At 70.5% G+C, this 26,146-nt stretch carries 22 protein-coding genes; 12 read left to right on the top strand and 10 right to left on the bottom strand.

All coding sequences use genetic code 11. The features are described from left to right. The first annotated feature begins 365 nt into the window (after positions 1-365). Positions 366-1,208, top strand: a complete 843-nt coding sequence (locus ACZ7OU_RS22470) for a hypothetical protein (protein ID WP_470256519.1) — start codon at positions 366-368, stop codon at positions 1,206-1,208. 243 nt (positions 1,209-1,451) lie between these two features. Here ACZ7OU_RS22470 and ACZ7OU_RS22465 read toward each other — a convergent pair whose 3' ends face one another. Together ACZ7OU_RS22465 and ACZ7OU_RS22460 are read right to left on the bottom strand one after the other, a co-directional pair. Further along, positions 1,452-1,715 carry a hypothetical protein gene (locus ACZ7OU_RS22465; protein ID WP_470256518.1) on the bottom strand — a complete coding sequence of 88 codons (264 nt, stop codon included), beginning with the start codon at positions 1,713-1,715 and terminating at the stop codon, positions 1,452-1,454. Positions 1,716-1,828: 113 nt separating this feature from the next. Beyond that, positions 1,829-2,662, bottom strand: coding sequence for a DeoR/GlpR family DNA-binding transcription regulator (locus ACZ7OU_RS22460; protein WP_470256517.1), 834 nt, complete (start codon positions 2,660-2,662; stop codon positions 1,829-1,831). A 187-nt stretch (positions 2,663-2,849) separates the two neighbouring features. Between ACZ7OU_RS22460 and ACZ7OU_RS22455 the strand changes: the two genes are divergently transcribed. Genes ACZ7OU_RS22455 through ACZ7OU_RS22435 form a run of 5 tightly spaced genes read left to right on the top strand, consistent with a single transcriptional unit; the run spans position 2,850 to position 7,637 of the window. Beyond that, entirely contained in the window at positions 2,850-3,989 is a 1,140-nt protein-coding gene (locus tag ACZ7OU_RS22455) for an SIS domain-containing protein (protein ID WP_470256516.1), read from the top strand. Positions 3,990-3,992: 3 nt separating this feature from the next. Further along, entirely contained in the window at positions 3,993-4,964 is a 972-nt protein-coding gene (locus ACZ7OU_RS22450; RefSeq protein ID WP_470256515.1) for an N-acetylglucosamine kinase, read from the top strand. Further along, positions 4,961-5,887 carry a DMT family transporter gene (locus ACZ7OU_RS22445; protein WP_470256514.1) on the top strand — a complete coding sequence of 309 codons (927 nt, stop codon included), beginning with the start codon at positions 4,961-4,963 and terminating at the stop codon, positions 5,885-5,887. The genes ACZ7OU_RS22450 and ACZ7OU_RS22445 overlap by 4 nt, the downstream gene beginning before the upstream one ends. Then, positions 5,884-6,816, top strand: coding sequence for a 1-phosphofructokinase family hexose kinase (locus ACZ7OU_RS22440; RefSeq protein WP_470256513.1), 933 nt, complete (start codon positions 5,884-5,886; stop codon positions 6,814-6,816). The genes ACZ7OU_RS22445 and ACZ7OU_RS22440 overlap by 4 nt, the downstream gene beginning before the upstream one ends. Continuing rightward, on the top strand, positions 6,813-7,637 hold the full coding sequence (locus ACZ7OU_RS22435; protein ID WP_470256512.1) for a class II fructose-bisphosphate aldolase: 825 nt from the start codon (positions 6,813-6,815) through the stop codon (positions 7,635-7,637). The genes ACZ7OU_RS22440 and ACZ7OU_RS22435 overlap by 4 nt, the downstream gene beginning before the upstream one ends. Positions 7,638-7,640: 3 nt before the next feature. Here ACZ7OU_RS22435 and ACZ7OU_RS22430 read toward each other — a convergent pair whose 3' ends face one another. Genes ACZ7OU_RS22430 through ACZ7OU_RS22420 form a run of 3 tightly spaced genes read right to left on the bottom strand, consistent with a single transcriptional unit; the run spans position 7,641 to position 10,096 of the window. Further along, entirely contained in the window at positions 7,641-8,483 is an 843-nt protein-coding gene (locus tag ACZ7OU_RS22430) for an ABC transporter permease (RefSeq protein WP_470256511.1), read from the bottom strand. 22 nt (positions 8,484-8,505) lie between these two features. After that, a complete protein-coding gene (locus ACZ7OU_RS22425; RefSeq protein ID WP_470238171.1) occupies positions 8,506-9,303 on the bottom strand; it encodes an ABC transporter ATP-binding protein in 798 nt (265 codons plus the stop codon). Next, positions 9,296-10,096, bottom strand: coding sequence for an IclR family transcriptional regulator (locus tag ACZ7OU_RS22420; protein ID WP_470256510.1), 801 nt, complete (start codon positions 10,094-10,096; stop codon positions 9,296-9,298). The genes ACZ7OU_RS22425 and ACZ7OU_RS22420 overlap by 8 nt, the downstream gene beginning before the upstream one ends. A gap of 176 nt (positions 10,097-10,272) precedes the next feature. On the opposite strand from ACZ7OU_RS22420, the gene ACZ7OU_RS22415 reads away from it, so the two are divergent. Genes ACZ7OU_RS22415 through ACZ7OU_RS22400 form a run of 4 tightly spaced genes read left to right on the top strand, consistent with a single transcriptional unit; the run spans position 10,273 to position 13,905 of the window. Further along, positions 10,273-11,355, top strand: a complete 1,083-nt coding sequence (locus ACZ7OU_RS22415; protein WP_470238173.1) for an ABC transporter substrate-binding protein — start codon at positions 10,273-10,275, stop codon at positions 11,353-11,355. 32 nt (positions 11,356-11,387) lie between these two features. Beyond that, positions 11,388-12,569, top strand: a complete 1,182-nt coding sequence (locus tag ACZ7OU_RS22410) for a thiolase family protein (RefSeq protein ID WP_470256509.1) — start codon at positions 11,388-11,390, stop codon at positions 12,567-12,569. Further along, positions 12,569-13,228 (top strand): 3-oxoacid CoA-transferase subunit A, encoded by a 660-nt coding sequence (locus ACZ7OU_RS22405; RefSeq protein ID WP_470256508.1) that lies wholly within the window; start codon positions 12,569-12,571, stop codon positions 13,226-13,228. Before ACZ7OU_RS22410 ends, ACZ7OU_RS22405 begins: the two co-directional genes overlap by 1 nt. Continuing rightward, positions 13,225-13,905: a CoA-transferase gene (locus ACZ7OU_RS22400; protein ID WP_470256507.1), complete on the top strand. Its 681-nt coding sequence runs from the start codon at positions 13,225-13,227 to the stop codon at positions 13,903-13,905. Before ACZ7OU_RS22405 ends, ACZ7OU_RS22400 begins: the two co-directional genes overlap by 4 nt. 108 nt (positions 13,906-14,013) lie before the next feature. Here the strand turns inward: ACZ7OU_RS22400 and ACZ7OU_RS22395 are convergent, their stop codons facing one another. The 4 genes from ACZ7OU_RS22395 to ACZ7OU_RS22380 are packed head-to-tail and all read right to left on the bottom strand — an operon-like array spanning position 14,014 to position 21,333. Then, positions 14,014-15,426, bottom strand: coding sequence for an endo-1,4-beta-xylanase (locus ACZ7OU_RS22395; protein WP_470256506.1), 1,413 nt, complete (start codon positions 15,424-15,426; stop codon positions 14,014-14,016). Positions 15,427-15,454: 28 nt separating this feature from the next. Next, complete coding sequence (locus tag ACZ7OU_RS22390; RefSeq protein WP_470238178.1) at positions 15,455-16,921, bottom strand: arabinofuranosidase catalytic domain-containing protein; 1,467 nt, start codon at positions 16,919-16,921, stop codon at positions 15,455-15,457. Positions 16,922-16,952: 31 nt separating this feature from the next. Beyond that, positions 16,953-19,337 carry a ricin-type beta-trefoil lectin domain protein gene (locus ACZ7OU_RS22385; protein ID WP_470256505.1) on the bottom strand — a complete coding sequence of 795 codons (2,385 nt, stop codon included), beginning with the start codon at positions 19,335-19,337 and terminating at the stop codon, positions 16,953-16,955. Between the two features lie 28 nt (positions 19,338-19,365). Next, positions 19,366-21,333 (bottom strand): alpha-L-fucosidase, encoded by a 1,968-nt coding sequence (locus ACZ7OU_RS22380; RefSeq protein WP_470256504.1) that lies wholly within the window; start codon positions 21,331-21,333, stop codon positions 19,366-19,368. 254 nt (positions 21,334-21,587) lie between these two features. Here ACZ7OU_RS22380 and ACZ7OU_RS22375 point away from each other — a divergent pair, with 254 nt between their 5' ends. Further along, complete coding sequence (locus ACZ7OU_RS22375) at positions 21,588-22,967, top strand: glycoside hydrolase family 43 protein (RefSeq protein WP_470256503.1); 1,380 nt, start codon at positions 21,588-21,590, stop codon at positions 22,965-22,967. A gap of 22 nt (positions 22,968-22,989) precedes the next feature. Beyond that, positions 22,990-24,603 (top strand): glycoside hydrolase family 27 protein, encoded by a 1,614-nt coding sequence (locus ACZ7OU_RS22370; RefSeq protein WP_470256502.1) that lies wholly within the window; start codon positions 22,990-22,992, stop codon positions 24,601-24,603. Positions 24,604-24,652: 49 nt separating this feature from the next. Here ACZ7OU_RS22370 and ACZ7OU_RS22365 read toward each other — a convergent pair whose 3' ends face one another. Further along, positions 24,653-26,110, bottom strand: a complete 1,458-nt coding sequence (locus tag ACZ7OU_RS22365; protein WP_470256501.1) for an arabinofuranosidase catalytic domain-containing protein — start codon at positions 26,108-26,110, stop codon at positions 24,653-24,655. Positions 26,111-26,146 lie beyond the last annotated feature (36 nt).

Raw genomic sequence — 26,146 nt, 5'->3', positions numbered from 1 at the left:
TGGTCAGGTTCCTTGGCAGAGACAGGAATCAGACAGGTTGGGCGAAAAGTCTAGACCAAGGCGTGGGCCCTTCTCACACTGGTGGGTGAATATCTCCCTGTCCCCGGAGGTGTGGCGGCACGACGGGCGACCCGGTGACCGGCCGGTGCTGTTCGACCACGATCTCCTTCACCACCAAGAGATTCCGCAGGAGTACCGCCTGAAGCCGGTCACCTCCTGATCCGCGCGGGGCCACCGGCCCCGTGCGCTCCCTCGCGCGCGCCGGCGCCGGTCCGTGTCCCCGGCTCGCTTGAGCGAGCCCGGCAAACCCCGCTCACGCACCGGATCCGGAGCCTGGGCGATGCGGTCGCAGACAAGGAGTTCTGATGCGAAAAACCCTCATCGCACTCTCCACCGCGGTATTCCTCGGCGTACCGGCCACTTCGATCGCGGCGCCGGCCCCGATGACGACGGAGGGCACCACCGTGGTCGGGGCCGTCGACGGCACCACCCAGGTCGCCGCCGCCGACCGGTTCCGGGAGATCCGGACCGGGCAGGCCGGCCACCGCACCCCGGCCACCAGCATCCACGACGACTGGGGCGTCTACACCGGTGGCAGCGCGGTCACCGGGCAGGACGCCGTCCAGTCGGCCTACAACGACCTCACGGTCTCCGGCGACACCCTCTACGCCCCGACGATGAAGGCCCCGAGGTCCTGCGTGGAGCTGGTGACCGCCTACAACGGCGGCGCCAAGCAGGTCTGGGCGTGGGACTGGTGCGTCGGCGTGCACGTGGCCAAGTCGGTCAGCATCGATGCCACTTTCCGCACCAACTACGTGACTTCGGTCAACGGCCACGACTCCTACCACGGCAAGGTCGAGCAGACCGACGCGAGCAGGAACACCTGGACGGCGTCGCTGTTCAACTACCACGCCAACCGCTGGGACACGCTGTACACCCAGTCGGGCACCGACCAGTCCCAGGACAACCGCAGCTGGAACATCTTCGAGGTCTACGCCAGCGGCACCACCACCGCGGCCTACTGCACCGCACTGGGCACCCGCACGATCGAAAGCAGCAGCTACAAGATCAAGCTGAACGGTTCCTGGCAGGCCGCGACCACCGGCAACACCTCGGTGCTCTCCAACTCGTCGACCGCGAACTTCCTGTGCCCGAACCTGTCCCGCACCGTGGCGCACGCCAACGACCAGTGGCAGGTCCACCGCTGACCGTCCACTGTAGACCGGGCGCCGGTTCGAGCACGTCCGGGCCGGCGCCCATTCGAAACCATCCGGACGGACGACCATCGGCTCGGCCGCGCCCTGCCACTCGTCCCGTGATCACGATGGCCGACTCCCGTCGCCCCGCCCGCGACCGCCCAGTGCGGTCACCTTGAGCACACGCTGGAGACGGCTCGTCGGTTCAGGCGGGCGCCGTTGTCGCGGCGGTGCCGTGGTCCGGTTGTGAGCGGGTCATGTTGTGGCCAGCGGTGGGAAGCCCCCGCCGAAGGCCGTCCGGTACCAGCTCACGGGCCGCGGCGAAGCATCCTCCGCGGCGTAGTCGATGAACCGCACGCCGACGGCCTCGGCGTACTGGTGCTTGGCGGCGCTCCCGGTGCCGATCACCCGCAGTTCGCGCGCCGCGGCCGGCTGGGCGACAGCGAGGCCGAGCTGGTCGAGCGCGTCCACCGCGGTCGTCCCGGCGATCATGCCGGCGACGTCGACCCGGATCAGCACCTCCCCGCGACCGGGGGCCCGAATCGGGGCGTTCGAAGGGCTCCCGCACTTCCGGCCCGCCGGGCCGGCGCCCACTCGCAACCGAGCCAGGTCCGCGCGCGGCGCCACCTTTCTCAGGCGATCGATCGGTTGTTCACCCCTTGCGCGGGCAGGTCGACGACCGTCACCTTCACTCCCCCCGCCCGGATCGCCGCCACGCTGGCCGCGTCGGCCGATGAGTCCGTGATCAGCTCGTCGACCTCGGTGATGTCGCCGATCCGGGCCAGTGTTCGCTTGCCGAGCTTGCTGCCGTCCGCGATGACGACCACCCGTTGCGCGCGGCCGAGCATCGCGCGGTTCGTCCGCGCCTCGTTTTCGTCGTGGGTGGTGATGCCGCCCGCCGCGTCGATGCCGTCGACCCCGATGAAGGCCGTGCCGATGTTGATCGACGCCAGCACCTGCTCCGCCCACGGGCCCACGAGCTCGTAGGACCGCGGCCGGGAGACGCCGCCGACGACGACGAGCTTCACCCGGGGCCGCAGCACGATCTCCATGGCCGTGTTCAGCGCGTTGGTCACCACCGTGAGATCCGCACGGTCGGGCAGCCCCTTCGCCAGCTCGCCCGTGGTCGTACCGCCGGTCAGCGCGATCACGTGCGGACCGGTGGGCAGCGTGCGCACCGCCTGCCGGGCGATCGCCCGTTTCGCCTCCCTCGACCGGCCTTCCCGGTACCGGACCGGCAGCTCGGAGGCCACCCCCTGGGCCAGCGCGCCGCCGTGGGTCCGGGTCAGCAGCCGCTGCTCCTCCAGCGCGGTCAGGTCGCGTCGCAGCGTGGCCTCGGAGACGCCGAACCGGCGCGCGAGCTCACCGACGCGCAGGCGGCCCGTTTCGCCCAGTTCGCGCACCATCTCCGCCATCCGTTCGGACCGGGGCGCGCGCCCTCGGGGCCGCACATCGACAAGGCTCATACTTGCACACTATACGACACTTTCGAGCATTTTCACGCATCGATCTGACAAATCACCAGCGGTAACGCGGGGCAAACGAACATCCGCGATGCTCGTTTGCGCAGCAACTCTTGCTCACGGGACGCGGCACGACGTACCAAGAGCGGACCGCTTGGCCGAACCGGCCACGACCCGAAAGGTGATGTGGGTGTCAGTGCACGAAACGCAGCCGGGGCACCAGGAGCAGCCGGACGAAAGCCGCACCGCCGGCGAGATCCGGCAGCAACCCGGGACGTGGCCCGCGGTGGCGCGGACCGTCGCCGCCGCGCGGGCCGACATCGACCGCCTGCTCGACGACGCGCTCGTCGACCCGCGGACCCGGATCGTCCTGACCGGCGCGGGAACTTCGTCCTACATCGGCGAAGTCGTGGCCCCCGACCTCACCCGGCACCTCGCCCGGCCGATCGAGCCGATCGCGACGACCGACATCGTCGCCGACCCGCACTCCGTGGTCGTCGACGACCGGCCGGTGCTGCTGGTGTCGTTCGCCCGCAGCGGCGACAGCCCCGAGTCGATCGCCGCCGCCGAGCTGCTGCAGCGGCTCACTCCCGCGCTGCACCACATCGTCATCACCTGCAACCCCGCCGGCGCGCTCGCCCGCCGCTGGGCCGACGCCAAGAACGCCGTCGTCCTGACGCTTCCCGACCAGCTGAACGACCGCGGCTTCGCCATGACGTCGTCGTTCACCGGGATGACCTTGGCCGCCCTGCTCGCCCTGGGCCTCGAGGTTGACGTCGACGCCGCGGCCCGAGCAGCGGAAGACGTCCTGGTCACCGCGGCGAGCCGGGCGGAAGCGGTCGCCGCCGCCGATCCGGCCCGGCTGGTCTACCTCGGCTCCGGCGCCTTCAAGGGCCTGGCCCGCGAAGCCGCGCTGAAGTGCCTCGAACTCACCGCCGGCACGGTCGTCGCGGTCGCCGACACCCCGCTGGGCTTCCGGCACGGCCCCAAGTCGTTCCTCGACGACCGGACTCTCGCGATCGTCTTCCCGTCCGGCGATCCGTACACCCGCCGCTACGACGACGACATCACGCGCGAGCTGGTGGAGTCCCTGGGACCCGACCGGGTGCTGGTCATCGGCGGCGACGACGGTGCGTGGCCGATCCCGGGGATCACGCACCTGCCCGACGCGCTGCGGGCCATCGTGGCGGCCATCCCGGCGCAGTCGATCGCCCTGGCGTGCTCGCTCGCCCGGGGCCTGACCCCCGACAACCCGTTCCCCGGCGGTGAGGTCAACCGCGTGGTCCAGGGGGTCGTCATCCACGAGTTCCCGAATCCGGCGAAGGGCTGAGCCATGTTCCTCGGTGTGGACGGCGGCGGGACGAAAACCGCCTTCTGCCTGGTCGACGAGCGGGGCCGCGTCCTCGCGGAAGCCGCCACGGCCGGGATCTACTACCTGCAGCAGGGCATCGACATCGTCGAGCCGTTGCTGCGTCAGGGAATCGGCGAGGTGTGCGCCACCGCGGGTATCGACGTCGCCGCCCTCTCCTACGCCTTCTTCGGCATTCCTTGCTACGGCGAGATTTCCGCCGACGTGCCGGTGCTCGACGCGCTCCCCCGCCGGATCCTCGGCGAAGTCGGTTACGCGTGCGGCAACGACATGATCTGCGGCTGGGCGGCCTCCCTCGGCGGCGCGGACGGGATCAACGTCGTCGCGGGCACCGGGTCCATCGCCTACGGGGAGCACCGGGGACGGCAGTGGCGAGCCGGCGGCTGGAGCGAGCTCTTCGGCGACGAAGGGTCCGGCTACTGGGTCGCGGTCCAGGGGCTCGGCGCGTTCTCCCGGATGAGCGACGGGCGCCAGCCGGCGAGCGCGCTGGCCGAAGAGATGCGCCGGACGCTCGGGGTGAGCACCGACCTCGACGCCATCGACATCGTCATGAACCGGTGGCACGGCGACCGCGGGCGGATCGCGGACCTCAGCAAGGTCGTCACCCGCGCCGCGGAGGCGGGCGACCCCACCGCGGCCGTCATCCTCGGCCGCGCCGGGCGGGAGCTCGCCCTCCACGTCGAAGCCGGCGCCGCCGCGCTGGGGTTCGAGCCGGACCAGACCGTGCCGGTCTCCTACTCCGGCGGCATGTTCGGCTCGGCCCACCTCCTGGGTTCCTTCCGCGAAGCGCTCCAGCACGGCAGCCACGGCTACGAACTGCGCGAGCCCCTGCTGCCCCCGCACGTCGGCGCGGCGGTCTACGCCGCCCGGCTGGCGGGCCACTCCATCCCGCTCGACCGGATTTCCGCCGTCCCCACCCTGGAGGGGTTGTCATGACCGCATCGAAGCGCCGCGCCACCTGGATTCCCTACGCCGGCCTGCTGGTCCTGTTCTGGGGTGTCTGGGGCGCGTTCTCCAGCCTGCCGACCTCCCGCTACGGCTACCCCGACCCGATGGTCTACGTCATCTGGTCGATCACCATGCTCATCCCCGCGTACTTCTCGCTGCGCGGGCAGAGGATCGACCGCCGTCCCATCGCCGCGGTCTACGGCCTGCTGATCGGCCTGACCGGCGCCGGCGGGCAGCTGGTGCTGTTCAAGGCCCTCACCATCGGGCCGGCCTACATCATCTTCCCGATCGTGGCGCTCTCCCCGGCGATCACCGTCTTGATGGCCTTCGCGGCCCTGCGGGAACGGCTCACCGCGCTCAGCTGGATCGGCGTCGCCCTCGCCCTGGTCGCCATCGTCCTGTTCTCGGTGTCTTCGGGCGACTCGCAGGAAACCAGCGGGACCTACCTGTGGCTCGCGATCCTGGTCTGCATCGCCTGGGGCGTGCAGGCGTACTTCATGCGCAAAGCCGCCGTCGTCGGGGTCAACGACGCGACGACCTTCGGCTGGATGACCGTCAGCGGGCTCCTGCTGATCCCGGTCGCGATCATCATGATGGGCGGGCTCCCCCTGTCGTTCCCGTGGCAGGCGCCCGCGTTGACCGCGATCACGCAGCTGCTCAACGCCGTGGGCGCGCTGTTCCTCGTGATGGCCATGAGCCGGGGCAAGGCCACGATCGTCGCGCCGATCACCAACGCGCTGGCGCCGGTGCTGACCATCGTGCTCTCGCTGATCGTCTTCCAGACCCTGCCTACCGGTTTCCAGATCGGCGGCATCGTGCTCGCCCTCGTGGGCTCGTCGCTCATGGTCTACAGCACGGAAAAGAGCGGCGAAGAGCCGGCCGATGTCCCCGCGCGGGAAGCCGCGTCGTGACCAGGATCCTCACCGTCACCCTCAACCCGGCCATCGACGTCACCTACCGGGTGGCCGGGCTGGCGGTCGGGGAGACCGTCCGGGTGACGGAGGTGCGCAGCCGCGCGGGCGGCAAGGGCGTCAACGTCGCCGCGGTGGCCCGGCAGCTGGGCGGCGACAGCCTCGTCCTGGCACTGACCGGCCGGGAAGAGCCGGACGAGTTCCGGGCCGGTCTCGACCGGCTCGGGCTCCCCCACCGCCTGGTCCCGGCGCTGGCCGCGGTCCGCCGGACCGTGGCCGTGGTGGCGGACGACGGCGTCACGACGAGCCTGCAGGAACGCGGCAGCGCCGTGGCGACCGGAACCCGGGACGACGTCGTGGCGGCCTTCCGCGCCGAGCTGGCGGCCGGCGTGGGAGCCGTGGTCGTCTCCGGGAGCGTGCCGCCCGGGCTCGGCGAGGACGTGCCCGCCCGGCTGGCGGAGCTCGGCGCCGAAGCCGGCGTCCCGGTGATCGCCGACGTCTCCGGCGCCGCTTTGCGCGCCGCGGCGACGACGGGGAGTGTGCTCGTGCCGAACCGGGACGAACTGGCCGAACTGTTCGGCGCCCGCCTCGACGTCCTCGCGGCCGGCCGGCGGCTGGTCCGGGACGGCGCCGCCGCCGTGGTCGCCACGCTGGGCGAAGAGGGCGTGGTCGCGGTGACCGCCGACCGCGAGTTCGCCGTCCGGCCGGTCGAGCGGGTCGTCGGCAACCCCACCGGCGCCGGCGACGCGGCCGCCGCCGCGCTCGCCCGCCACCTCGCGGCCGGTGTGTCCACAGTGGACTGGCCCGCCGCGCTGGCCGACGTCGTCGCGACGTCGGCCGCCGCTGTCCTGTGCCCCGTCGCGGGCGAAGTCGATCTCGAGGCCCGGGCCGGCTGGCTCGACGCACTCGCCGTGAAGGAGACCGCGTGAACACCGACGCCCCCAGCATCTTCACCGGCCTGCGAGGGGCGGTCGGGGCCTTCAACGCGATCCTCCTGGAGCACGCGGAGGCCATCGTGGCCGGCGCCGAACAGGCCGGGCTCCCCGTCATCCTGCAGATCTCCCAGAACGCCGTCCGCTACCACGGCTCCCTCGACCCGTTCGGCGCCGCGTGCCTGAGCATGGCGAGCGCCGCCGCGGTGCCGGTCCTGGTGCACCTCGACCACGTCGAGGACGAAGCCCTGGTCGACCAGGGTCTCGCGCTGGGCATCCGGTCGATCATGTTCGACGCCGCGAGCTCGGCCTACGCGGAGAACATGACCCGGACCCGGGCGGTCGCCGACCGGTGCCACGCCGCGGGGTGCTGGGTGGAGGCCGAGCTCGGGGAGATCGGCGGCAAGGACGGCGCGCACGCACCGGGCGTCCGGACCGATCCGGCCGAAGCGGCCGCGTTCGTCGCCGCGACCGGCGTCGACTCCCTCGCGGTGGCCGTCGGGTCGTCGCACGCGATGGCCGGCCGCGACGCGGTCCTGGACGACGAGCTGATCAGCCGGCTCGCGGACGCCGTGCCCGTGCCGCTGGTCCTGCACGGCTCGTCCGGGGTCCCCGACGACGGCGTCCGGCGCGCGGTCGGGCGCGGCATCCGCAAGGTCAACGTCGGCACCCGGCTCAACCAGGTCCTGACCGGCGCGGTCCGCGCGACGCTCGCCGAGCGGGAGAGCCTGACCGACCCACGCCGGTACCTCTCCCCCGGACGCGACCGGATGCGCGACGAGGTCGCCCGGCTCCTGGAGCTGCTGGCCGGCGCCTGAGCGTCACAACCGCTCTCGCACGGTCCGGTGTTCGGCGGACCAGAACACGATCTTCCGGTTGCCCACCACCACGATCGCGTGCAGCACCAGCCCGATGACCGAAAGGATCACCAGCACGGCGAACGTGCGGGACACGTCGAGCGTGAAGTTGGTGGCCTGGATGACGTAGCCGAGGCCGGCGGTCGCTCCGACGAACTCGGCCACGATGGCACCGGTGACGGACAGGACCACCGCGACGTCGAGCCCGGCGAAGATGTGCGGCAGCGCCGACGGGAGCTGCAGGTGGCGCAGGACGTGCAGGCGGCTCGCACCGAACGAGCGCAGCATGTCGACCTGGTCGGGGTCGGCCGAGCGCAGCCCGAGGATCGCGTTGATCAGCAGCGGGAAGAACGCGATGAGGGCGGTGGTCAGCACCTTGGACGTCATCTCGGTGCCGAACCAGATGACGAGCAGCGGCGCCATCGCCACCTTCGGGATCGTCTGCGTCATGACGACCAGCGGGAACAGCGCCTTGTCCAGGAGACTTGACTGGGTCACGAGGAACGCGCACAGCAACGCGGCGGCGACCGCCAGGCCGAAGCCGATCAAGATCTCCTGCAGGGTCACCCACGAGTGCTCGATCAGGGAACCGTCACCCAGACCGTCCACCAGGGAGGCCAGCACGTCGGTCGGGGCCGGCACGAGCACCGCCGACACGTCGAAGGCCCGGACGACGACCTGCCAGGCGACGAGCACGACGAGGAACACGGCTCCGCTGAAGACGAAACCCGGAGCCTGCCGCCGGGCTCGCTCGGCCGGTGGCTCCCGTCGCGGCCCGGCTTCGACGGTCACGCTGGAACTGGTCACGAGTCCTCCCACCCAGCGCGGTTCAGTGAGCGCTGTTCTCGGAGTTGAGCAGGATCCGGATCCGGCGCACGATCGCACCGAACTCCGGGGTGTTGATGTTCTCCAGCCCACGCGGACGGGGCAGGTCGACGTCGATCACGTCGGCGATCCGGCCCGGCCGCGGCGTCATGACGACGACCCGGTCGGACAGCAGGACCGACTCCGGGATGCTGTGGGTCACGAACAGCACGGTCTTCCGGTCGCGTTCCCAGATGTTCAGCAGGTCCATGCCCATCTGGTCCCGCGTCATGGCGTCCAGCGCGCCGAAGGGCTCGTCCATGAGCAGGATGTCGGGGTCGTGCATGAGCGCGCGCCCGATCCCGACCCGCTGCTGCATGCCGCCCGACAGCTCACCGGGGTACCGGTCGGCGAACTCCGCCAGGCCGAGCATCGCCACCATGGCTTCGGCCCGTTCCCGCGCGTCCCGCTCGTCCAGCCGGTGGTTGATGTCCTGGGAGATCAGCAGGTTCTTGGTCACCGTCCGCCAGGGAAGCAGGAGTGGCTGCTGGAACACCATGCCGAGCCGGGTGTCTCCGGCGCCACCGAACTCGACCTCGCCCGCGGTGCGCCCGGTCAGGCCGAGCAGCACTTTCAGCAGCGTGCTCTTGCCGCATCCGCTCGGTCCGACGATGGAGACGAACTCCCCGCGGGCGACGGAAAGTTCGATGTCGTGCAACGCGTCGACGACCCGGGGCGCCCCACGCCTCGAGCGCCTGGTCGTGTACCGCTTGGACACGTGCCTCAGTTCCACGGCACGGTCCGCGGTGGCTGCGTCACCCATGATGTCCCTTCGTCGCGACGTCGGTGGCCCCGCCACCCATTTCCGCGGTCACCCGCGCGGCGGCCTCGGCGAGCAGCGCCTCCTCCCGCGTGCTCCCGCCGACGGGCAGCAGGTGCGCGGTCCCCACGAACGCGAGCGTGGCGCAGATCGACGACTTGTCGAAAACCGGCGCGGCGACAACGCTGATCCCCCGCGCGTTGAGCATCGGTCCGGTCATGCCGAGGTCCCGGATCCCGGCGATCCGCTCGCGCACCCGCAACCGCTGATCGGCGGGCAGGGTCCCCAGCAACCGGTCGGCGGCCAGCTGATCGGGCAGGAACGCCAGGAACACCTGAGCCTGCGCGGAGCTCAGCGGCAACTGCACGCCGACGCGCACGGTGACGATGGTGCCGTGGGACTCGTCGTCCTCGACGTGGGACACCACGGCCCCGGATGGTCCCCAGAGGCTCAGGACGGCGGTGAGCCCGGTGGCCCGCGTGAGGTCCTGCATGTGGGGCGTCGCCAGCTGGATGACCTTCCGCCGGCCGAGGGCGAACGCCCCGAGCTGCAGCAACACGCGTCCCGGCGCGAACACCGAGCTGCGCTCCTCGGTGCGTTCGAGGAGCTGGGCCGCTTCGAGGGAGGCGAAGTACCGGTGCAGGGTCGTGCGGTTGAGGCCGAGCCGTTCGGCCGCCTCCGCGACGGTGATCTCCGGCGTCTGAGGACCGAACATGGTCAGGATCTGCGCGGTCCTGGACACGGCTTGGATGTCGCCGTTCGCCACGGCTCCCGGGTCGGGCCCAGCTGACGCCATCGTCATCCTCACGCTCGGCGGTGTTCACTTCATGAACAGCGTGTGCGGAAATCTAGGACATGCATCAGGGCAAATGCAACAGCTTCGGCAAAACTCAGCCTTGACACACCTCATCGTGAACATGGAGTGTGCGATGTGAACACGCCGACGGACGCCGGGCGTTCGAGGAGGAACCCATGCGCAAGCTGCCAGCCAGAGTCCACGCCGGACTCGTCGCCCTGATCGCCGCCGTTCTCGTGACCGGTCTCGCCGCCTGCGGCAGCGGGAGCGGTCACTCGTCGCTGAAGGTGGCCGTCACCACGCCCAGCTGGAACGCCGGGTTCGCCACGTTCCTGCTCTCCCAGGCCGAAGGCTATTTCGCCGACGAAGGCATCGACGTCCAGTTCACCCTGCCCCCGTCCGGAACGCAGGCGGCGCAACAGGTCGTCGCGGGCGGCGCCGACATCGCCCTCGTCACCCCGGAACCGGTGATCATCGGCGCGACCAAGGGCACGGACCTCACCTACTTCGCTTCCTACTACGGGGACTGGATCTACGGGCTGGCCTCGGTCGACGGATCCGGCATCACCGACGTCGCCCAGCTCAAGGGCAAGCGCATCGGCGTGACCACCGTGAGCAGCTCCGGCACGACCTTCGCGCGGGTCGCGCTGGGGCTCGCGGGGATCGACCCGGACGACGCGAAGTACGTCCCGATCGGCGTGGGAGCCCAGCAGGTCAGCGCGGTCCGGGACCACCAGGTCGACGCGCTGGCGTTGTGGGACACGCAGTACCAGATCCTCCGGAACGCCGGGCTGCGGATCGCCGACCTGCCCGTCGACCAGATGCAGGACATGTTCGGCGGCGGGTTCGTCGCCCGGAAGAGCAAGCTCGACGCGGACCCCGACCTCTTCGTGAAGTTCGGGCGCGCCTTCGCCAAGGGTGTCGTCTACGCCCAAGCCAACCCCGAAGCCGCCATCAAGGCGATGTGGAAGACCCAGCCCGACACCGCACCCGGGGCGTCGACGCCGGAAGCCGAAGCGCTGGCGCAGCAGGTGAAGGTGCTCGAAGTGCGGCTCGCCGGGCTCGGCATCCCGAAGGGCGCCAAGGACTGGGGAACCATCGACACCGAGCGAGTGGAGCGGTCGATCGCGTTCGCCCGGAAAGCCGGCCTCATCACCCAGCCGGTGGAGGTCGCCAAGATCGTCGACACCGGTCTCCTCGGGAAGATCAACGACTTCTCCCGCGACGAGATCCTGAAGCAGGCGTCCGCGAAGAAGTGAGCACCCCCTCCCCCGTCGAGAAAGTGAGCCCCATGCCGTCCTCCTTCGTCTACGCCGCCGTGCGCACGCCGTTCGGCCGCTACGGTGGCGCGCTGTCCGGCGTGCGGACCGACGACCTCGCGACCACCGTCCTGTCCGAGCTGCTCGCCAGGACACCGGAACTGGATCCGGCCCGGATCTCCGAGGTCGTGTACGGCAACGCGAACGGCGCCGGGGAAGACAACCGCAACGTCGGCCGGATGGCGGTGCTGCTCTCGGGCCTGCCGGTCACCGTCCCCGCCACGACGGTGAACCGGCTGTGCGGATCCAGCCTCGACGCGGCGATGATCGCCTCCCGGGCGGTGGAGACCGGCGACGCGGAAGTCGTGGTGGCGGGCGGGGTCGAGTCGATGAGCCGCTCGCCGTGGGTGCTGGCCAAACCGGCGCGGGCCTTCCCCGCCGGGGACGCCGCCCTGGTGTCGACCGCCTTGGGCTGGCGCATGGTGAACCCGCGCATGCGTCCCGAGTGGACGGTGTCGAACGGGGAGGCGAACGAGCAGCTGGCCGAGAAGTTCGGCGTCACCCGCGAACAGCAGGACGAGTTCGCGCTGCGCTCGCACCGGCTGGCGGCCCAGGCCTGGTCCGACGGTTTCTACGACGACCTCGTGGTGCCGGTGGCGGGCACGGACCTCAAGCGGGACGAAGGGATCCGCGCCGGGACCACGATCGAGAAGCTCGCCGCGCTCAAGCCGTCGTTCCGGCCGGACGGGCGGATCACCGCGGGCAACGCGTCACCGTTGTCCGATGGCGCGTCCGCGGTGCTGATCGGGTCGGAGGCGGCGGCGGGCACCATCGGCACCGGCCCGATCGCCCGGATCGCCGGGCGCGGCGCGGTCGGCTCCGTCCCCCAGGAGTTCGGCTACGCGCCGGTCGCGGCGGCACAGCGGGCGCTCGACGCGGCCGGGATCACCTGGTCCGACGTCGGAGCGGTCGAGCTGAACGAGGCGTTCGCCGCACAGTCGCTCGCCTGCGTGCACGCCTGGCCGATCGATCCCGGCATCGTCAACACCAAGGGTGGCGCACTCGCGCTGGGCCACCCCCTCGGCGCGTCGGGCGGCCGGATCCTCGGCACGCTCACCGCCGTGCTGCGGGAGCGCCGGGCGCGCTGGGGTGTCGCGGCCATCTGCATCGGCGTCGGCCAGGGTCTCGCGGTCGTCCTCGAGAACGTGACGTGATGGCGGAGATCGTCCCGGACACCGATGCCGCGGTGCACGGCATCGCGGACGGCGCCACGGTGCTGATCGGCGGGTTCGGGCCGGCCGGGCAGCCCGTCGCCCTCATCGACGCGGTGCGCCGCGCCGGTCCGAAGGACCTCACGGTGGTGAACAACAACGCGGGCAACGGAACGACCGGGCTGGCGGCGTTGCTGGCCGCCGGTCAGGTGCGCAAGATCATCTGCTCGTTCCCCCGGCAAACGGACTCGTTCGTGTTCGAAGAGCTCTACGCGGCCGGCCGGATCGAGCTGGAGGTCGCGCCGCAAGGCACCCTCGCCGAGCGCATCCGCGCGGCCGGCGCCGGCATCGGGGCGTTCTACACCCCGACCGGCGCGGGCACGCTGCTCGCCGGGGGAAAGGAGACCCGGGTCATCGACGGACGCGAACAGGTTCTGGAGTACGCGATCCACGCCGACGTGGCACTGATCCGGGCCCACACCGCCGACGAGGCGGGAAATCTGGTCTACCGCAAGACCGGGCGGAACTTCGGCCCCGTCATGGCGACGGCGGCGAAGCTCACCGTCGCCGAGGTCGTGCGGACCGTCCCGAGCGGCGCGCTCGACCCGGAAACCGTGGTGACGCCGGGAATCTACGTCGACCGGATCGTGGTGACCGCGTGATCGAGCACCTCGACCGGGGCCCGCTGGACCGCACCGAGCTGGCCCGGCTGGTGGCCGCCGACATCCCGGCGGGCGCGTACGTCAACCTCGGTATCGGCCGGCCGACCGCGGTCGCGGACCACCTCGATCCGGCGAGCGGCGTCGTGCTCCACACCGAGAACGGCATGCTCGGCATGGGACCGCTGGCCCACGGCGAGGACATCGACCCCGACCTGGTGAACGCGGGCAAGGTCCCGGTCACCGAACGGCCCGGCGCGTCGTACTTCGACCACGCGCAGTCGTTCGCCATGATGCGCGGCGGCCACCTCGACGTGTGCGTACTCGGCGCGTTCCAGGTAGCAGCCGACGGCACCCTGGCCAACTGGCACACCGGCGCCCCGGGCGCGATCCCCGCCGTGGGCGGCGCGATGGACCTCGCGGCCGGAGCGAAGGACGTCTTCGTGACGATGACGCTGTTCGACAAGGGCGGGAGACCGAAGCTGGTGCGGGAGTGCACATACCCGATCACCGGGCGACGCTGCGTGAGCCGGGTCTACAGCGACTTGGCGGTATTCCACCTCAGCGGCGGCAGCGTGCTGGTGGACCGGACGTTCGGCACCAGCTTCGCCGAGCTGTCCGCACGTCTCGATCTTCCGCTGGCTCCGACGCACCATAAGTCACTGTCCGGATCACCGTGATCAACGAATGGCCCCGGGGCACCATGGCGACCGAGCTGACGGCCGCCCGCCGCTCGGGGAGAGGACGGACCGTCCTCTCCCCGCGGAGATCGCGCCGGTCCGGCCGGCCTACGCGGTCGCCGGCGCGGTCCACTGCTGGTTGGTCCCGCCGTTGCAGGTCCAGACGATCACGGCGGTGCCGTTGGCGGTCGCCGCGCCGGTCACGTCCAGGCACAGGCCCGACTGCCCGTTCGTGATGGTGCCGTTGGTGTTCGACGTCCACCTCTGGCCGTTCCCGCCCGTGCAGTTCGCGATCACCGTGGCGGTGCCGGCGGCCGTGCCGCCACCGGCGGTGTCCAGGCACCGCTGCGAGCCACCCGAGTAGACGGTCAGAGCCCCGGCGCTCGTCCGCGTCCACTGCTGGTTGGTTCCGCCGTGGCAGTCCCAGATCTGCAGAGCGGTGCCGGCCGTGGTCGACGAGCTCGGCACGTCCAGGCACCGGTTCGCGGCCACCGCACGCAGCGCGGCGTCACCTCCACCGCCGCCACCGCTGTTGAGCACGTCGAGGACCGCGCTGTAGGCCTGCTTCTTGCCGTAGTTGCCGTCGAACAGCAGCGGCGTGTCGCCCGAACGCCACGAGTACTTGTCCGTGACGCCCCAGACGGTGATGCCGGTGCAGCGCGACACCGCCAGGCACGCCTGGGCGACCTGCCGGTACACGTTCGCCTGGCCGGAACCCGAGCCGCCGACGTCCAGCTCGGTGATCTGCACGTCGACCCCGAGGTCGGCGAAGCGCTGCAGGTTCGCCTGGTAGCTGCTCAGGTTGGACGTCGAGCCGAGGTGGCTCTGGAAGCCCACGCAGTCGATCGGCACGCCGCGGCTCTTGAAGTCGCGGACCATGGTGTAGATCCCGGTGCTCTTCGCGTTGACGCCGTCGGTGTTGTAGTCGTTGTAGCAGAGCTTGGCGTTCGGGTCGGCCGACCTTGCCGCGCGGAACGCGTCCTCGATGTAGCCGTCACCGAGCTTCTGCTGGAACACCGACTGCCGGCGGGTGCCGTTCTCCTCGAACGCCTCGTTGACGACGTCCCACGCGTAGAGCTGGCCCTTCCAGTGCCCGGCCACCTGGCTGATGTGGTTCAGCATCGCCGAGCGCAGGTTGCCCGCGTCCAGGCCGCTGACCCACCCGGCCAGCTGCCCGTGCCACACCAGCGTGTGCCCGCGGATCTTCATGCCCTTGCTCCGGCCCTGGCTGACGATCTGTTCGCCCGGCCCGAAGTTGAACTGGTTGCGGTTGGGCTCGACCGTGGCCCACTTCATCTCGTTTTCCGGGGTGACGCCGTTGTGTTCCGACGTCCAGGTGTTCACGTAGGCCGCTTCGCCGAGGTGGCTCGTGGAGATCGCGGCGCCGAAGTACCTCCCGCTCTGCGCCGCCGCGGCGCCGAGCGTGCTCGCCGCGCCCGCGGTGCCGGGGACCAGCACCAGGGAAGCCGCTGTGAGGCCGGCGGCGAGTGCGGCCCGCCGCCGGGTCGGACTGGTGGTCATCACAACCTCGTTCCTTCCTCGAAGGTGCCTAACCGAGCGTCCACTGCTGGTTGCTGCCGCCGTTGCAAGTCCACAGCTCGACCAATGCGCCGTTGGCCGTGGACGCGCTCGTCACGTCCAGGCACAGCCCGGACTGCCCGCCGGTGACCGTGCCGTTGGAGTTGACGGTCCACTGCTGGTTGGCCCCGCCGTTGCAGGACCAGGTCACCACCTTCGTGCCGGCGCTCGTCCCGTTGCCCGAGGCGTCCAGGCAGAGCGTCTGCCCGCCGACGGTCGCCGTCAGCTGGTTCGACGACGTGCGCGTCCAGGTCTGGTTCGGCTGGCCGCTGCAGCTGTAGATCTGCAGCTGGGTACCGGGAGTGGTGCTGGAGCCCGGGACGTCGAGGCACTTGCCGGCGCCGACCGCGTGCAGCGGCCCGGTGGTGGTGCCACTGCCGCCGGTGCCGTACCCGGCCGCGGTGATGTTGGCCTGCACGGCGTTCTCGGTGGCGTCCGACGGGTAACCGGACGTCATCACGCCTTCGTAGAACGTCCCCGCGGAGCCGATGCTGTTGTCACCACCGGTGCCGAGGATGATCGCGCCTTCCTTGCGCATCGGGTTGTAGCCGGAGACGTTGGGACGGGCGCCGTCGTAGAAGGTCGACAGGCCGCCGGACTGCGCGTTGCCGCCGCGGATGGCCCAGTGGTTGGGCGCGCCCTTGATGATCGCGGTCAGGTAGCGGTGGCTGATGCTGGGGTCGTTGGCGTTGTAGCGCTGGTTGATCCCGGAGAACAGGCCGTTCTCGAGGTCGGCCATGATCCACGGGCCGTTCCCGGCGCCGTAGCCCCAGACCTTGATGTTGCCGAAGTAGATGGCCTCCATCGTGCCGTTGCCGTTGTCCCGGCTGTTGCGCTCGGCGTTGCCGTAGTCGAAGCAGCAGCCGCCGTTGTAGTGCGTGCCGTCGAAGATCGCGTACATGCCCTCGGACTGGTCACCGGTCGCCGTGCCGGTGGCGTTGTTGTTGCGGTACCCGGTGCCGGGCGCCACGAACACGCCGTAGGCCTTCTGACCGCCGACGGTGATCGGGGCGGCCGCCGCGTTGGCGAGGTTGTCGTACCCGCCGGCGGCCGGTCCCTGGAACCCGCCGGGTGGCGCCTGCGTGAGGTGGTTGCCGCGACCGGACTGGTCGTAGATGACGGTGATCAGGCACGTCGTGCCCGCGCAGAACGAATCCTGGGTCGCGGCGTTCGCGACACCGCCCGCGCTCAGGACGCCGACGTCCCGCGTCGCGTTGTCGGACGCCCGCCGGACCTGGTACAGGGCACCGTTGTACGAGCCGTACAACGCCCGGGTGGTCGAATGGGCTGCCACGCACGGCGTGCTGCCGGCGGCGTAGAGGTCACACGGCCCCTGGGTCGCGGCCTGCGCCGGTGCGGCCGGGCCGGCCAGCGCCCCCGCGGCGAGCGCGAGCGCGGCTCCCGTGGTCTGAAGCGACCTTCTCCATCGTGGTGTCATCGGCGAACTCCTTTGTCCGGACGAGATGCTGCTAGCTTCGTGTCCACTTCTGGGCGTCGCTGCCCGTGCAGGCCTGCAGGGTCACCGGCGCGCTGTTCGCGGCGCCGCTCGGGCCGAGGCAGAGTCCTGATGGGACACCGGTGATCGTGCCGTCGGTGTTGGCGTTCCACTGCTGGTTGGTGCCGCCCGTGCAGTCCCAGATGATCGCGCGGGTGCCGGCCGTGGTGCTCGTGCCTTCGGCGTCGAGGCACTTGGCGCCGTACACCAGGAGCTGCTTCCCGGAGGTGAGCGTCCACTGCTGGTTGCCGCCGCCGTTGCAGTCCCACAGCGCGACCTGGGTGCCGTTCGTCTGGGACACGTTGGGGACGTCGAGGCAGCGGCCGGAGCCCGTGTTGCGCAGCACCGACGTCGACCCGCCGCCCGTGCCGGTCACGGCGAGGTTGTCGAACTGGGCGGTCTCCCCCGTGCTCGTGCCGATCCCGGCCTGGCCGGCCGGGAAGGTGCCGTCGGTGACCGTGCCGAGCACGGCGCCGTCGAGCGAAGCGGTGATGGTGCTGCCGGAGAAGCCCAGGGACAGCTTGTGCCAGCGGTTGGTGCCCAGCGCGGTCGTCGTGCCGCTGCGCAGCGTCGTGACCTGCTGGCTGGTGTTGTTGCGCTGGATCGACCACGCGCCGGCGTCGCTGATCCGCAGGTAGTACGCGTTCACCGCGCCCTGGTTGCCCGTGTCCTGCGAGCCGACCCGGCCGAGCAGCTGGACCGACCCGGACTTCTCCAGCAGCACGTCCGCGTTGACCGTGTAGGTGCTCCAGGCGATGTTGCCCAGCAGCGCGTAGGGATCGACGAACTTCTTCCAGGGGATCGTCTTCTGCGGCGCGGCCTGGCGCACGCAGGTGCCGGAGCGGCCGGCACCGCAGGCGGATGTCTCGAAGGCACCCTCCATGTCCATCAGGTACTTGGCTTCCTTGCCGGTCGCGTACCCGTCGAAGTCGTCGCTGTAGGGCAGGTTCAGCGAACCCTGCGACGGGCCGGCCGCCGTGCCCTTGCCCTGTCCGGTGGTGGTCGTGATCGTGTAGAGGTACCCCGGCTGGGCGGTGAGCGAGAACGCGCCGCCGGACGGCGTGATGTCGGCCGTGTGCTTGAAGAAGTCCGCGGGGTTGTTGGAGTTCAGGTTGGTCGCCCACACGTGCACCTGGCCCGTGGACAGCCCGCCGGTGACGTTCAGGTTCAGCGTCTGGGCCGCAGTGGCGTCCATCGTCTCGATGACCGTGCTGTAGTCACCGGTGCTCGGGGACCTCAGCGAGACGTAGCTGCCGTTGGCGCGGTTGCCGCCGAGGTAGCCGCTGGCGGTGTCGAGGTACTTCCAGCCGGGTGCGGTGAACTGCGTGGTGTGCGCCAGCGCCCAGGCGTCCTTGCCGACCGAGTAGTACCCCGACCACGGCTGGTTGGCCAGGATCAGGCCCACGGTGGGCCAAGGGATGTTCGGCGTGGTGGCGGCGATGAGGTCCCAGTTGAGGTAGGCGGTCATCTTGCCGTCGAGGTAGACGCGGTTGATGCCGCGGGCCAGTGGCTTGGCGCCGTCGTTGTAGTCCTGGGAACCGTTTTCGCTCGACCACAGCGTCTTGCCGGTGCCGGTGACGCTCGAGGGGACGCTGCACGACGTCTGCGCGCTGAGGTAGCCGCACGTGTAATGGGCGCTGAGCACGTCGGTGGCGTTGCGGTAGGCCGTGTTCGTCGAGATCGCGCTCGCGGGTCCCCAGTCCCCCGGCCACGAGTCGCCGGAGATGACCTTGACCGCGCTGTACCCGTTGGCGTTGAGCGCATTGCGCAAGGTCACGGTCCAGTCCGCGCTCCACTGCTTCTCGTTCTGGACGCTGGTGAGGTAGTCGATCGTGAGCCCGTGCTGTTTGGCGCACCCGAGCCACGAAAGGTAGTAGCCGGTGAGGTCGTCGGAGAAGAACGTGCCGTTGCCGATCCAGCCCGGTGCGCCCCACGGCAGGCCGACCAGCTTGATACCGGGGTTGCGCGCCTTGGCCTGCTCCATGAGCCACCACTCGTACCCGCGGTTGCAGTCCAGGTCACCGCGGAAGTGCGCGTGGCTGGGTTCCGCGCCGCTGGTGGAGTTGGTGTCGCCGCCCATCTCCACCTTGAGGATCTGCAGCGCGGCGCCGTACCCCGGCTTGAAGAGGTAGTCGAGGATCTGGCCGCGCTGGGGCTCGGGGTAGTCGATCAGCAGACGGCTGTTGCCCCCGCCGCCGCTGACCGCGCCGACGCCGTCGAACGTGCGCCCGGCCGACCCGCCGTTGATCGTGATCGAGGTGGCGGCTTCGGCGGGCGCTGCGCCGGCCACCGCGCCGGCGGCCAGGACGACGGTGGCGACCACCGCGGCTCGCGCCCGCCGCAGCAGGGTTCGGGGCATGGCAGTTCTCTCTTCCGACGAAGGGGGATCAGACGGCTGTGAACGTCCACTGGTTGTTGGTGCTGCCGTTCGGGGCCCACAGGACGACCGGCGAGCCGGCCGTCGTGCTGCCCGCGCCGTCGAGCGCGGTGCCGGTGGCCCGGTTGACGATCTGGTAGCGGCCGTTGCCGAGCGCGGCCAGCCGCCACTGCTGGTTGTCGCTGCCGGTCCAGGCCGACTGCACGGCGTTGACGCCGTTGCCGGTCCGGCCGCCGCTGTCGGCGACCATGCCGTTGGTGCGGTTGACGATCCGGTGGTAGCCGGTGCCCAGGTCGACCAGCTGCCAGTGCAGGTTGGTGGAACCGTCGTAGGACCACTGCTTGAGCACCGACCCGGCCGCGACGGTCCCGCCGCTGTCGAGCACCAGGCCCGTCGTGACGTTGGCGATCCGCACCCAGCTCGTCGGGACCGGGCCCGAGCCCAGGGCCGGGATCTGGCCGGAGAACGTCAGCTTCACCACGTACGCCGGGGCGCTGAACGGCGCCGACGGCAGCCGGATGTGCAGCCCGGAGCCGTCCTGGGTGCGGTCGGGCAGGTCGGTGGAGGACCCGGCGGTGGCGCCGAGCAGCTGCACGGACTTCAGCGAGCCGAGGTTGATCCGGCCCGACCCGAGCGTCGTGATGTCCAGCGTGCCGCTCGGCCAGCCCAGGACCGTGGCGTACAGCACGGTGTTGTCCTTGCTGCGGGTGAAGCGGATGTCCCGGTTGGTGCCCTCGCGGGGTGTCGTGAAGGAACCGCCACCCATCTGCGTCGGGCCCTCGCCGTAGGCCGACCACGCGCGGGTGGCGTAGATCGACTCCCCGAAGCGGGCGAGGTAGTCGCCGATGCCGAGCAGGATGGTCCGCTGCCCGGACGGGATGGTGCCGTCGGCCATCGGCGCGATGTTCAGCAGCATGGTGCCGTTCTTGCTGACGCGGTCGATCAGCGAATGCAGCATCGCCTTCATCGAGTAGTAGCCGATGCCGGTCGTGTAGCACCAGCTGGAGCTGGAGATGCTGTCGTCGGTCAGCCAGTACGGGTTCTGGATGTCGCCCGGCCCGCCGCGCTCGAAGTCGAAGACCTCACCCCGGTTGTCGAACCCGTCCTTGTAGGTCGCGACGACGTCCTTGTTCCACGCGACGGCTTTGTTGTAGTAGTACGCAAGAAAGTTCAGCCGCCGAGACTCGTCGACGCGGGGCAGGTTGAAGTCCTGCCAGAGCAGATCCGGCTGGTAGCCGTCGATCACCTCGGCCAGCTTGTCGTACCAGAGCTGGTTCTCCGCCGCCGAGCCCAGCTGGCCGTACAGCTTGCGCAGACTGGAATCGGACTGCGTGGGCACGTGGTCGTAGTAGCCGGTGAAGTGGTAGGCGTGGTGCAGCGAAACCATGAACTTCAGGCCCCGGGCCCGGATCGCGTCGGCGTGCAGCCGCACCAGGTCCAGCCGCGGCCCCTTGGCCACCGAGTTCCACTCGTTGACGGCGCTGTTCCACATCGAGAAGCCGTCGTGGTGCTCGGCGACCGGCCCGGCGAACTTCGCGCCGGCGTCGGCGAACAGCTGCGCCCACTCCGCCGGGTCGAAGGTGCCGCCCGCGGACTTGAGCTTCGGCGCGAACTGCACCCAGTTGCCGGCCTTGTCGCGGGCCCCGTTGACGAAGTTGTGGTACGGCCACGCCGACGGATCGCCGTACACGGCCTTGTGGTGGTTGTTCTCGCTGGACCCGCTGACGTACATGTTCCGCGGGTACCACTCGTTGCCGAACGCGGGGACGCTGAACACACCCGAGTGGAAGTAGATGCCGAACTTGGCGTCCTGGAACCACTCCGCCGCGGGCGGGTGCTGGTCGACCGACGTCCAGGTGGGTGTGTAGCTGCTCGGCCCGGCGGTGGCCGAGGCGATCCCGCCGCGGAGGAGACCGGCCGCCGCCGCGCCGCCCACCGTGATCAGGCCCAGTGCTGTGCGACGGCTGAACTCGGGCATATCGGGAAGCCTCCTCGACGCCGATTAAGTTAGCGCTAACACGATCTGTTTAAGCTCCGGCGCTACCAGCGGTCAAGTTTTCCCCCCGCTCGAACCCGCGGACTGCCGCGAATTCCCAGCGTGCACCGCGCGGACGGCGTGTAACTTTCATGCGCTGCGACGAATGCTTGTGAGCGTGAACACCCGCGTGCCACACTGCTTTTCGCCTGGCCTCGGAGCGCGAGCAACGGTGACCTAAACCCGAAGGAGCACCCGTGAAAGTCGCTTCGACGACCGCCCGACGCCGGCGCACCCGCACCCTGGTCGTCGCGCTGCTGTGCGCGCTGGGCCTGGTCCCGGCCGTCGCCAGGGCCGACAACCCGATCGTCCAGACCATCTACACCGCCGATCCCGCGCCGCTGGTGTACAACGGCCGCGTCTACCTCTACACCGGCCACGACGAAGACGCCTCGACGTACTTCACCATGAAGGAATGGCGGGTGTGGTCGTCGGCGGACATGGTGAACTGGACCGACCACGGTTCGCCGTTGAACCTCGCGAGCTTCTCCTGGGCGAGCGCCAACGCCTGGGCGGGCCAAACCGTCTACCGCAACGGCAAGTTCTACTGGTACGTCCCGATGACGGTCCGGGCGACCGGCGCGATGGCCATCGGCGTGGCCGTGGCGGACAGCCCCACCGGGCCGTTCCACGACGCCCTCGGGCACCCGCTCGTCGCCAACGGTGAGTTCGACCCGACGGTGTTCATCGACGACGACGGGCAGGCGTACCTGTACTGGGGCAACCCGCACCTGTGGTACGTCAAGCTCAACGCCGACATGATCTCCTACTCCGGTGGGGTGAACCAGATCCCGCTCACGACCGCCGGGTTCGGCACGCGCACGGGGAACGCGAGCCGGCCGACGCTGTTCGAGGAAGGACCCTGGGTCTACAAGCGCAACGGCTTGTACTACAACGTGTTCGCGGCGAAGTGCTGTTCCGAGTTCATCGCCTACTCGACCGCGCCCGGCCCGACCGGGCCGTGGACCTACCGCGGGACGGTCATGCCCACCCAGGGCAGCAGCTTCACCAACCACCCAGGGGTCATCGACTTCGCCGGGAACTCCTACTTCTTCTACCACAACGGCGCTTTGCCTGGCGGCAGCGGCTACACGCGCTCAGTCGCCGTGGAGAAGTTCACCTACAACTCCGACGGCTCCATCCCCACGATCGGCATGAGCACCACGGGCGCGCCGCAGGTCGGCACGCTGAACCCGTACACGCGGCAGGAAGCCGAGACGATCGCCTGGGAGTCCGGCGTCGAGACCGAGCCGTCCACCGAGGGCGGGATGAACGTCGGCTACCTCGAGAACGGTGACTGGATCAAGGTCAAGGGCGCCGCTTTCGGTTCCGGCGCCCGGTCCTTCACGGCGCGAGTCGCTTCCGCGGCGGCCGGCGGGCGGATCGAGCTGCGGCTGGACAGCACCGCGGGCACCCTGGCCGGCAGCTGCACCGTCGGGGGCACCGGCGGCTGGCAGACCTGGACGAGCGTGTCCTGCCCGGTGAGCGGCGCCACCGGAACCCACGACCTGTACCTCCGGTTCACCGGCGGCAGCGGCTACCTGTTCAACCTGAACTGGTGGCAGTTCGCCGCCTGACGACTCCTGGAAAGGGGCGACGATGCCCGTTCGACCGCGTCACCTGCTCACCGCCGCGGCCACCGCACTGGCCGTGCTCACCGTGCCGACGTCCGCCACAGCCGCGCCCGGCAGCCCGGCGCTCACCCCGCCGCTGGGCTGGAACAGCTGGAACAGCTTCGGCTGCGGCGTCACCGAGACCGCCATCCGCCAGGCCGCCGACGCGATGGTCTCGTCCGGGATGAAGGACGCGGGTTACCAGTACGTCGTGGTCGACGACTGCTGGTTCGACCCGCAACGCGACGCCCAGGGCGCGCTGCGCGCCAACGCGTCGAAGTTCCCCAGCGGCATGAAGGCCCTGGGCGACTACATCCACGGCCGGGGCTTGAAGTTCGGCATCTACCAGGTGCCGACCGACCGCACCTGCGCCCAGCGCACCGGCACCTACCCCGGGTCGACCGGCAGCGCGGGGCACGAGGTCCAGGACGCGCGCACGTTCGCGTCCTGGGGCGTGGACTACCTGAAGTACGACTGGTGCTCCCCCGCCGGCACGCGGGACGAGCAGGTCGCCCGGTTCACGGTCATGCGTGACGCGGTGCGCACCACCGGGCGCCCGATCGTCTACAGCATCAACCCCAACAGCTACCACGCCATCACCGGCGACAAGTACGACTGGGGTCAGGTGGCGGACCTCTGGCGCACCACCGAGGACCTGCTGGACATCTGGCAGAACGGCAACACCAACAGCTACCCGATGGGCGTGGGCAACGTCCTCGACGTCACCGCCCCGCTGGCCGCCCAGGCCGGTCCGGGGCACTGGAACGACCCGGACATGCTGGTGGTCGGCCGGCCCGGGCTGTCCCTGACCGAATCCCGCACGCACTTCACGCTGTGGGCGCTCATGGCGGCGCCGCTGATGGCGGGCAACGACATCCGCACGATGTCGGCCGACATCGGCGCGGTGCTGCGGAACCCGCGGCTGCTGGCGGTCGACCAGGACCGGCTCGGCGCCGGGGGCCGCCGGGTGCGCGACGACGGCAACGTCGAGATCTTCGCCAAGGCGCTGGCCGACGGATCGGTGGCGGTCGGGCTGCTCAACCGCGGCAGTGCGACGGCCACCGTGAGCACGACCGCCGCGCAGGCCGGACTGTCCGGCACGGCGTTCACGCTGACCGACCTGTGGACCGGCGCGACGTCCTCGACGGGCGGGGCGATCACCGCGAGCGTCCCGGCGCACGGCGTCGTGGCGTACCGGGTTTCCGGCGGTTCCCCGCTCGCCACCACGACGTCACGGCTGCGGGGCGCGGGCTCGAGCCGGTGTCTCGACGTGGACAACGCCTCGACCGCGGCCGGGGCGGGCACGCTGCTCTGGGACTGCCAGACCGCGGCGAACCAGCTCTGGACCAGCTGGGAAAACGGCGAAGTCCGCGTCTTCGGCGACAAGTGCCTCGACGGCACGACCAGCGGCGCCCAGGTGACGAGCAGGCCGTGCACCGGGCAGGACAACCAGAAGTGGACGTTCGGTGCGGACGGCTCGGTGCGGAACGTCCATTCCGGACTGTGCCTGGACGCCGAGGGTGCGGCCACCGCCAACGGGACGCACGCGATCCTGTGGAGCTGCAACGGTCAGCCGAACCAGCGGTGGAGCCGCGTCTGACCACACGGAGGCCCGGGTCGTCCGAGGACGGCCCGGGCCTCCGTGTGGGTCAGCGGTAACCGGCGGCCACGATGTTCGCCTGCACCGCGTTCTCCGTCGCATCGGACGGATACCCGGCGACCATCGCCCCTTCGTAGAACGTCCCGGCGCTCAGGTTCGCGCCCCCGCCCGGCTTGCAGCAGTCACCGCCGCTGCCCAGCACGATCGCGCCCTGCTTCTTCATCGGGCTGTACCCGCTCGGGAGCCCGCCGTCCCACAGGGTCGTCAAGCTGCCGGACTGGGCGTCGCTGCCCTTGATCGCGAACCGCGACGTCCCGTTGTTCTTCAGCACCGCCGTGACGAACTTGCTGCCGAACGCCCGCTGGTTCGGGTTCCACGTCTGGCTGCCGCCGGGATAAAGCCCCCACTCGAGGTCGGCCTGCACCCACGGGCCGGTGCCGGAACAGCCGCCGAACCAGCACTGCTTGCCAAAGTTGAGGGCGTCCATCGCGCCGGCGGCGTCGGCCTTGCGGGTCGTTTCGCTGTTGCCGTAGTCGAAGCAGCAGCCGCTGTTGACGTGCGTCCCGCTGGTCACCATGTACATGCCCTCGGGCGCGCTGCCGGTGGGCACGCCGGTCGCGTGGCCGTCTCGCCAGTAGCTGTTACCGGGGTTGATGTACAGCGAATACGCCTTCCGGCCGCCGACCGTGAGCGACTCCGTGGTCGCCTTCGCCGGACTGCTCTGGCTGGACCCGGGCACCACGCTCGACCCTTGGTACCACAAGTCGTTCCCCCGGCCGGACTGGTCGTAGACCACCGTGGTGACGCAGGACGTGTTGGCACAGAAGGAGTCCTGGCCCGCGGCGTCGGCGGCCCCGCCCGCTGCCACGACGCCGACGTTGCGGGTCGTGTTGTCGGACGCGCGCCGGACCTGGTACAGATTTCCGCCGTAGGAGCCGTAAAGCGCGCGAACCGTGCTGTGCGCGGCGATGCACGGCGTACCGCCCGACGCGTAGATGTCGCACGGGCCCGCGCCGGTCGGCGGCGGGGTGCTCGTGCTCCACCGCTGGTTGCTCTGGCCGTGGCACGTCCAGAGGATGACCGCGGTGCCGTTGGCCGTCCCGGCCCCGTTCACGTCGAGGCACAGCCCCGACTGGACGCCGGTGACCGTCCCGTCGGAGTTCTGCCGCCACTGCTGGTTCGCCCCGCCGGTGCAGGTCCAGATGATCACCGCCGTCCCGGGCGCGGTCTGGTTGCCGTAGGCGTCCACGCACCGCGTCCCGCTCATCGCCCGCAGCTCCCCGGCGGAGCCGAACTCGAAGACCTGGCTCGCCTGGCCGGTGCAGTCCCGGATCTCCAGCGCCGTTCCCGCCGTGTCGACGCCACCCGGCACGTTCAGGCACCGCCCCGAGGCCGCGCTCGTGAGGGACGTCGACGCCGCGGACGCCGGTGCCGCGCCGGTCAGCGCGGCCGCCAGCACCGCGGCCGACACCAGGACGGCGCGCACCGGCTTGACTCGAATGGTCACGAATCCTCCTTCGCGCACTGCGGATCACCCGCAGGC

Source organism: Amycolatopsis sp. NPDC114505, from assembly GCF_055633615.1.
Note: the sequence above shows the minus strand (reverse complement) of the source record. Positions and strands in the feature narration are given on the sequence as shown.

Coding starts and splice junctions, on each gene's coding strand:
- ACZ7OU_RS22445 (WP_470256514.1), top strand. CDS start 4,961: ATGACCGCATCGAAGCGCCGCGCCACCTGGATTCCCTACGCCGGCCTG.
- ACZ7OU_RS22460 (WP_470256517.1), bottom strand. CDS start 2,662: ATGAGCCTTGTCGATGTGCGGCCCCGAGGGCGCGCGCCCCGGTCCGAA.
- ACZ7OU_RS22380 (WP_470256504.1), bottom strand. CDS start 21,333: ATGCCCGAGTTCAGCCGTCGCACAGCACTGGGCCTGATCACGGTGGGC.
- ACZ7OU_RS22470 (WP_470256519.1), top strand. CDS start 366: ATGCGAAAAACCCTCATCGCACTCTCCACCGCGGTATTCCTCGGCGTA.
- ACZ7OU_RS22405 (WP_470256508.1), top strand. CDS start 12,569: ATGGCGGAGATCGTCCCGGACACCGATGCCGCGGTGCACGGCATCGCG.
- ACZ7OU_RS22425 (WP_470238171.1), bottom strand. CDS start 9,303: ATGGGTGACGCAGCCACCGCGGACCGTGCCGTGGAACTGAGGCACGTG.
- ACZ7OU_RS22370 (WP_470256502.1), top strand. CDS start 22,990: ATGCCCGTTCGACCGCGTCACCTGCTCACCGCCGCGGCCACCGCACTG.
- ACZ7OU_RS22410 (WP_470256509.1), top strand. CDS start 11,388: ATGCCGTCCTCCTTCGTCTACGCCGCCGTGCGCACGCCGTTCGGCCGC.
- ACZ7OU_RS22450 (WP_470256515.1), top strand. CDS start 3,993: ATGTTCCTCGGTGTGGACGGCGGCGGGACGAAAACCGCCTTCTGCCTG.
- ACZ7OU_RS22415 (WP_470238173.1), top strand. CDS start 10,273: ATGCGCAAGCTGCCAGCCAGAGTCCACGCCGGACTCGTCGCCCTGATC.
- ACZ7OU_RS22385 (WP_470256505.1), bottom strand. CDS start 19,337: ATGCCCCGAACCCTGCTGCGGCGGGCGCGAGCCGCGGTGGTCGCCACC.
- ACZ7OU_RS22390 (WP_470238178.1), bottom strand. CDS start 16,921: ATGACACCACGATGGAGAAGGTCGCTTCAGACCACGGGAGCCGCGCTC.
- ACZ7OU_RS22420 (WP_470256510.1), bottom strand. CDS start 10,096: ATGGCGTCAGCTGGGCCCGACCCGGGAGCCGTGGCGAACGGCGACATC.
- ACZ7OU_RS22395 (WP_470256506.1), bottom strand. CDS start 15,426: ATGACCACCAGTCCGACCCGGCGGCGGGCCGCACTCGCCGCCGGCCTC.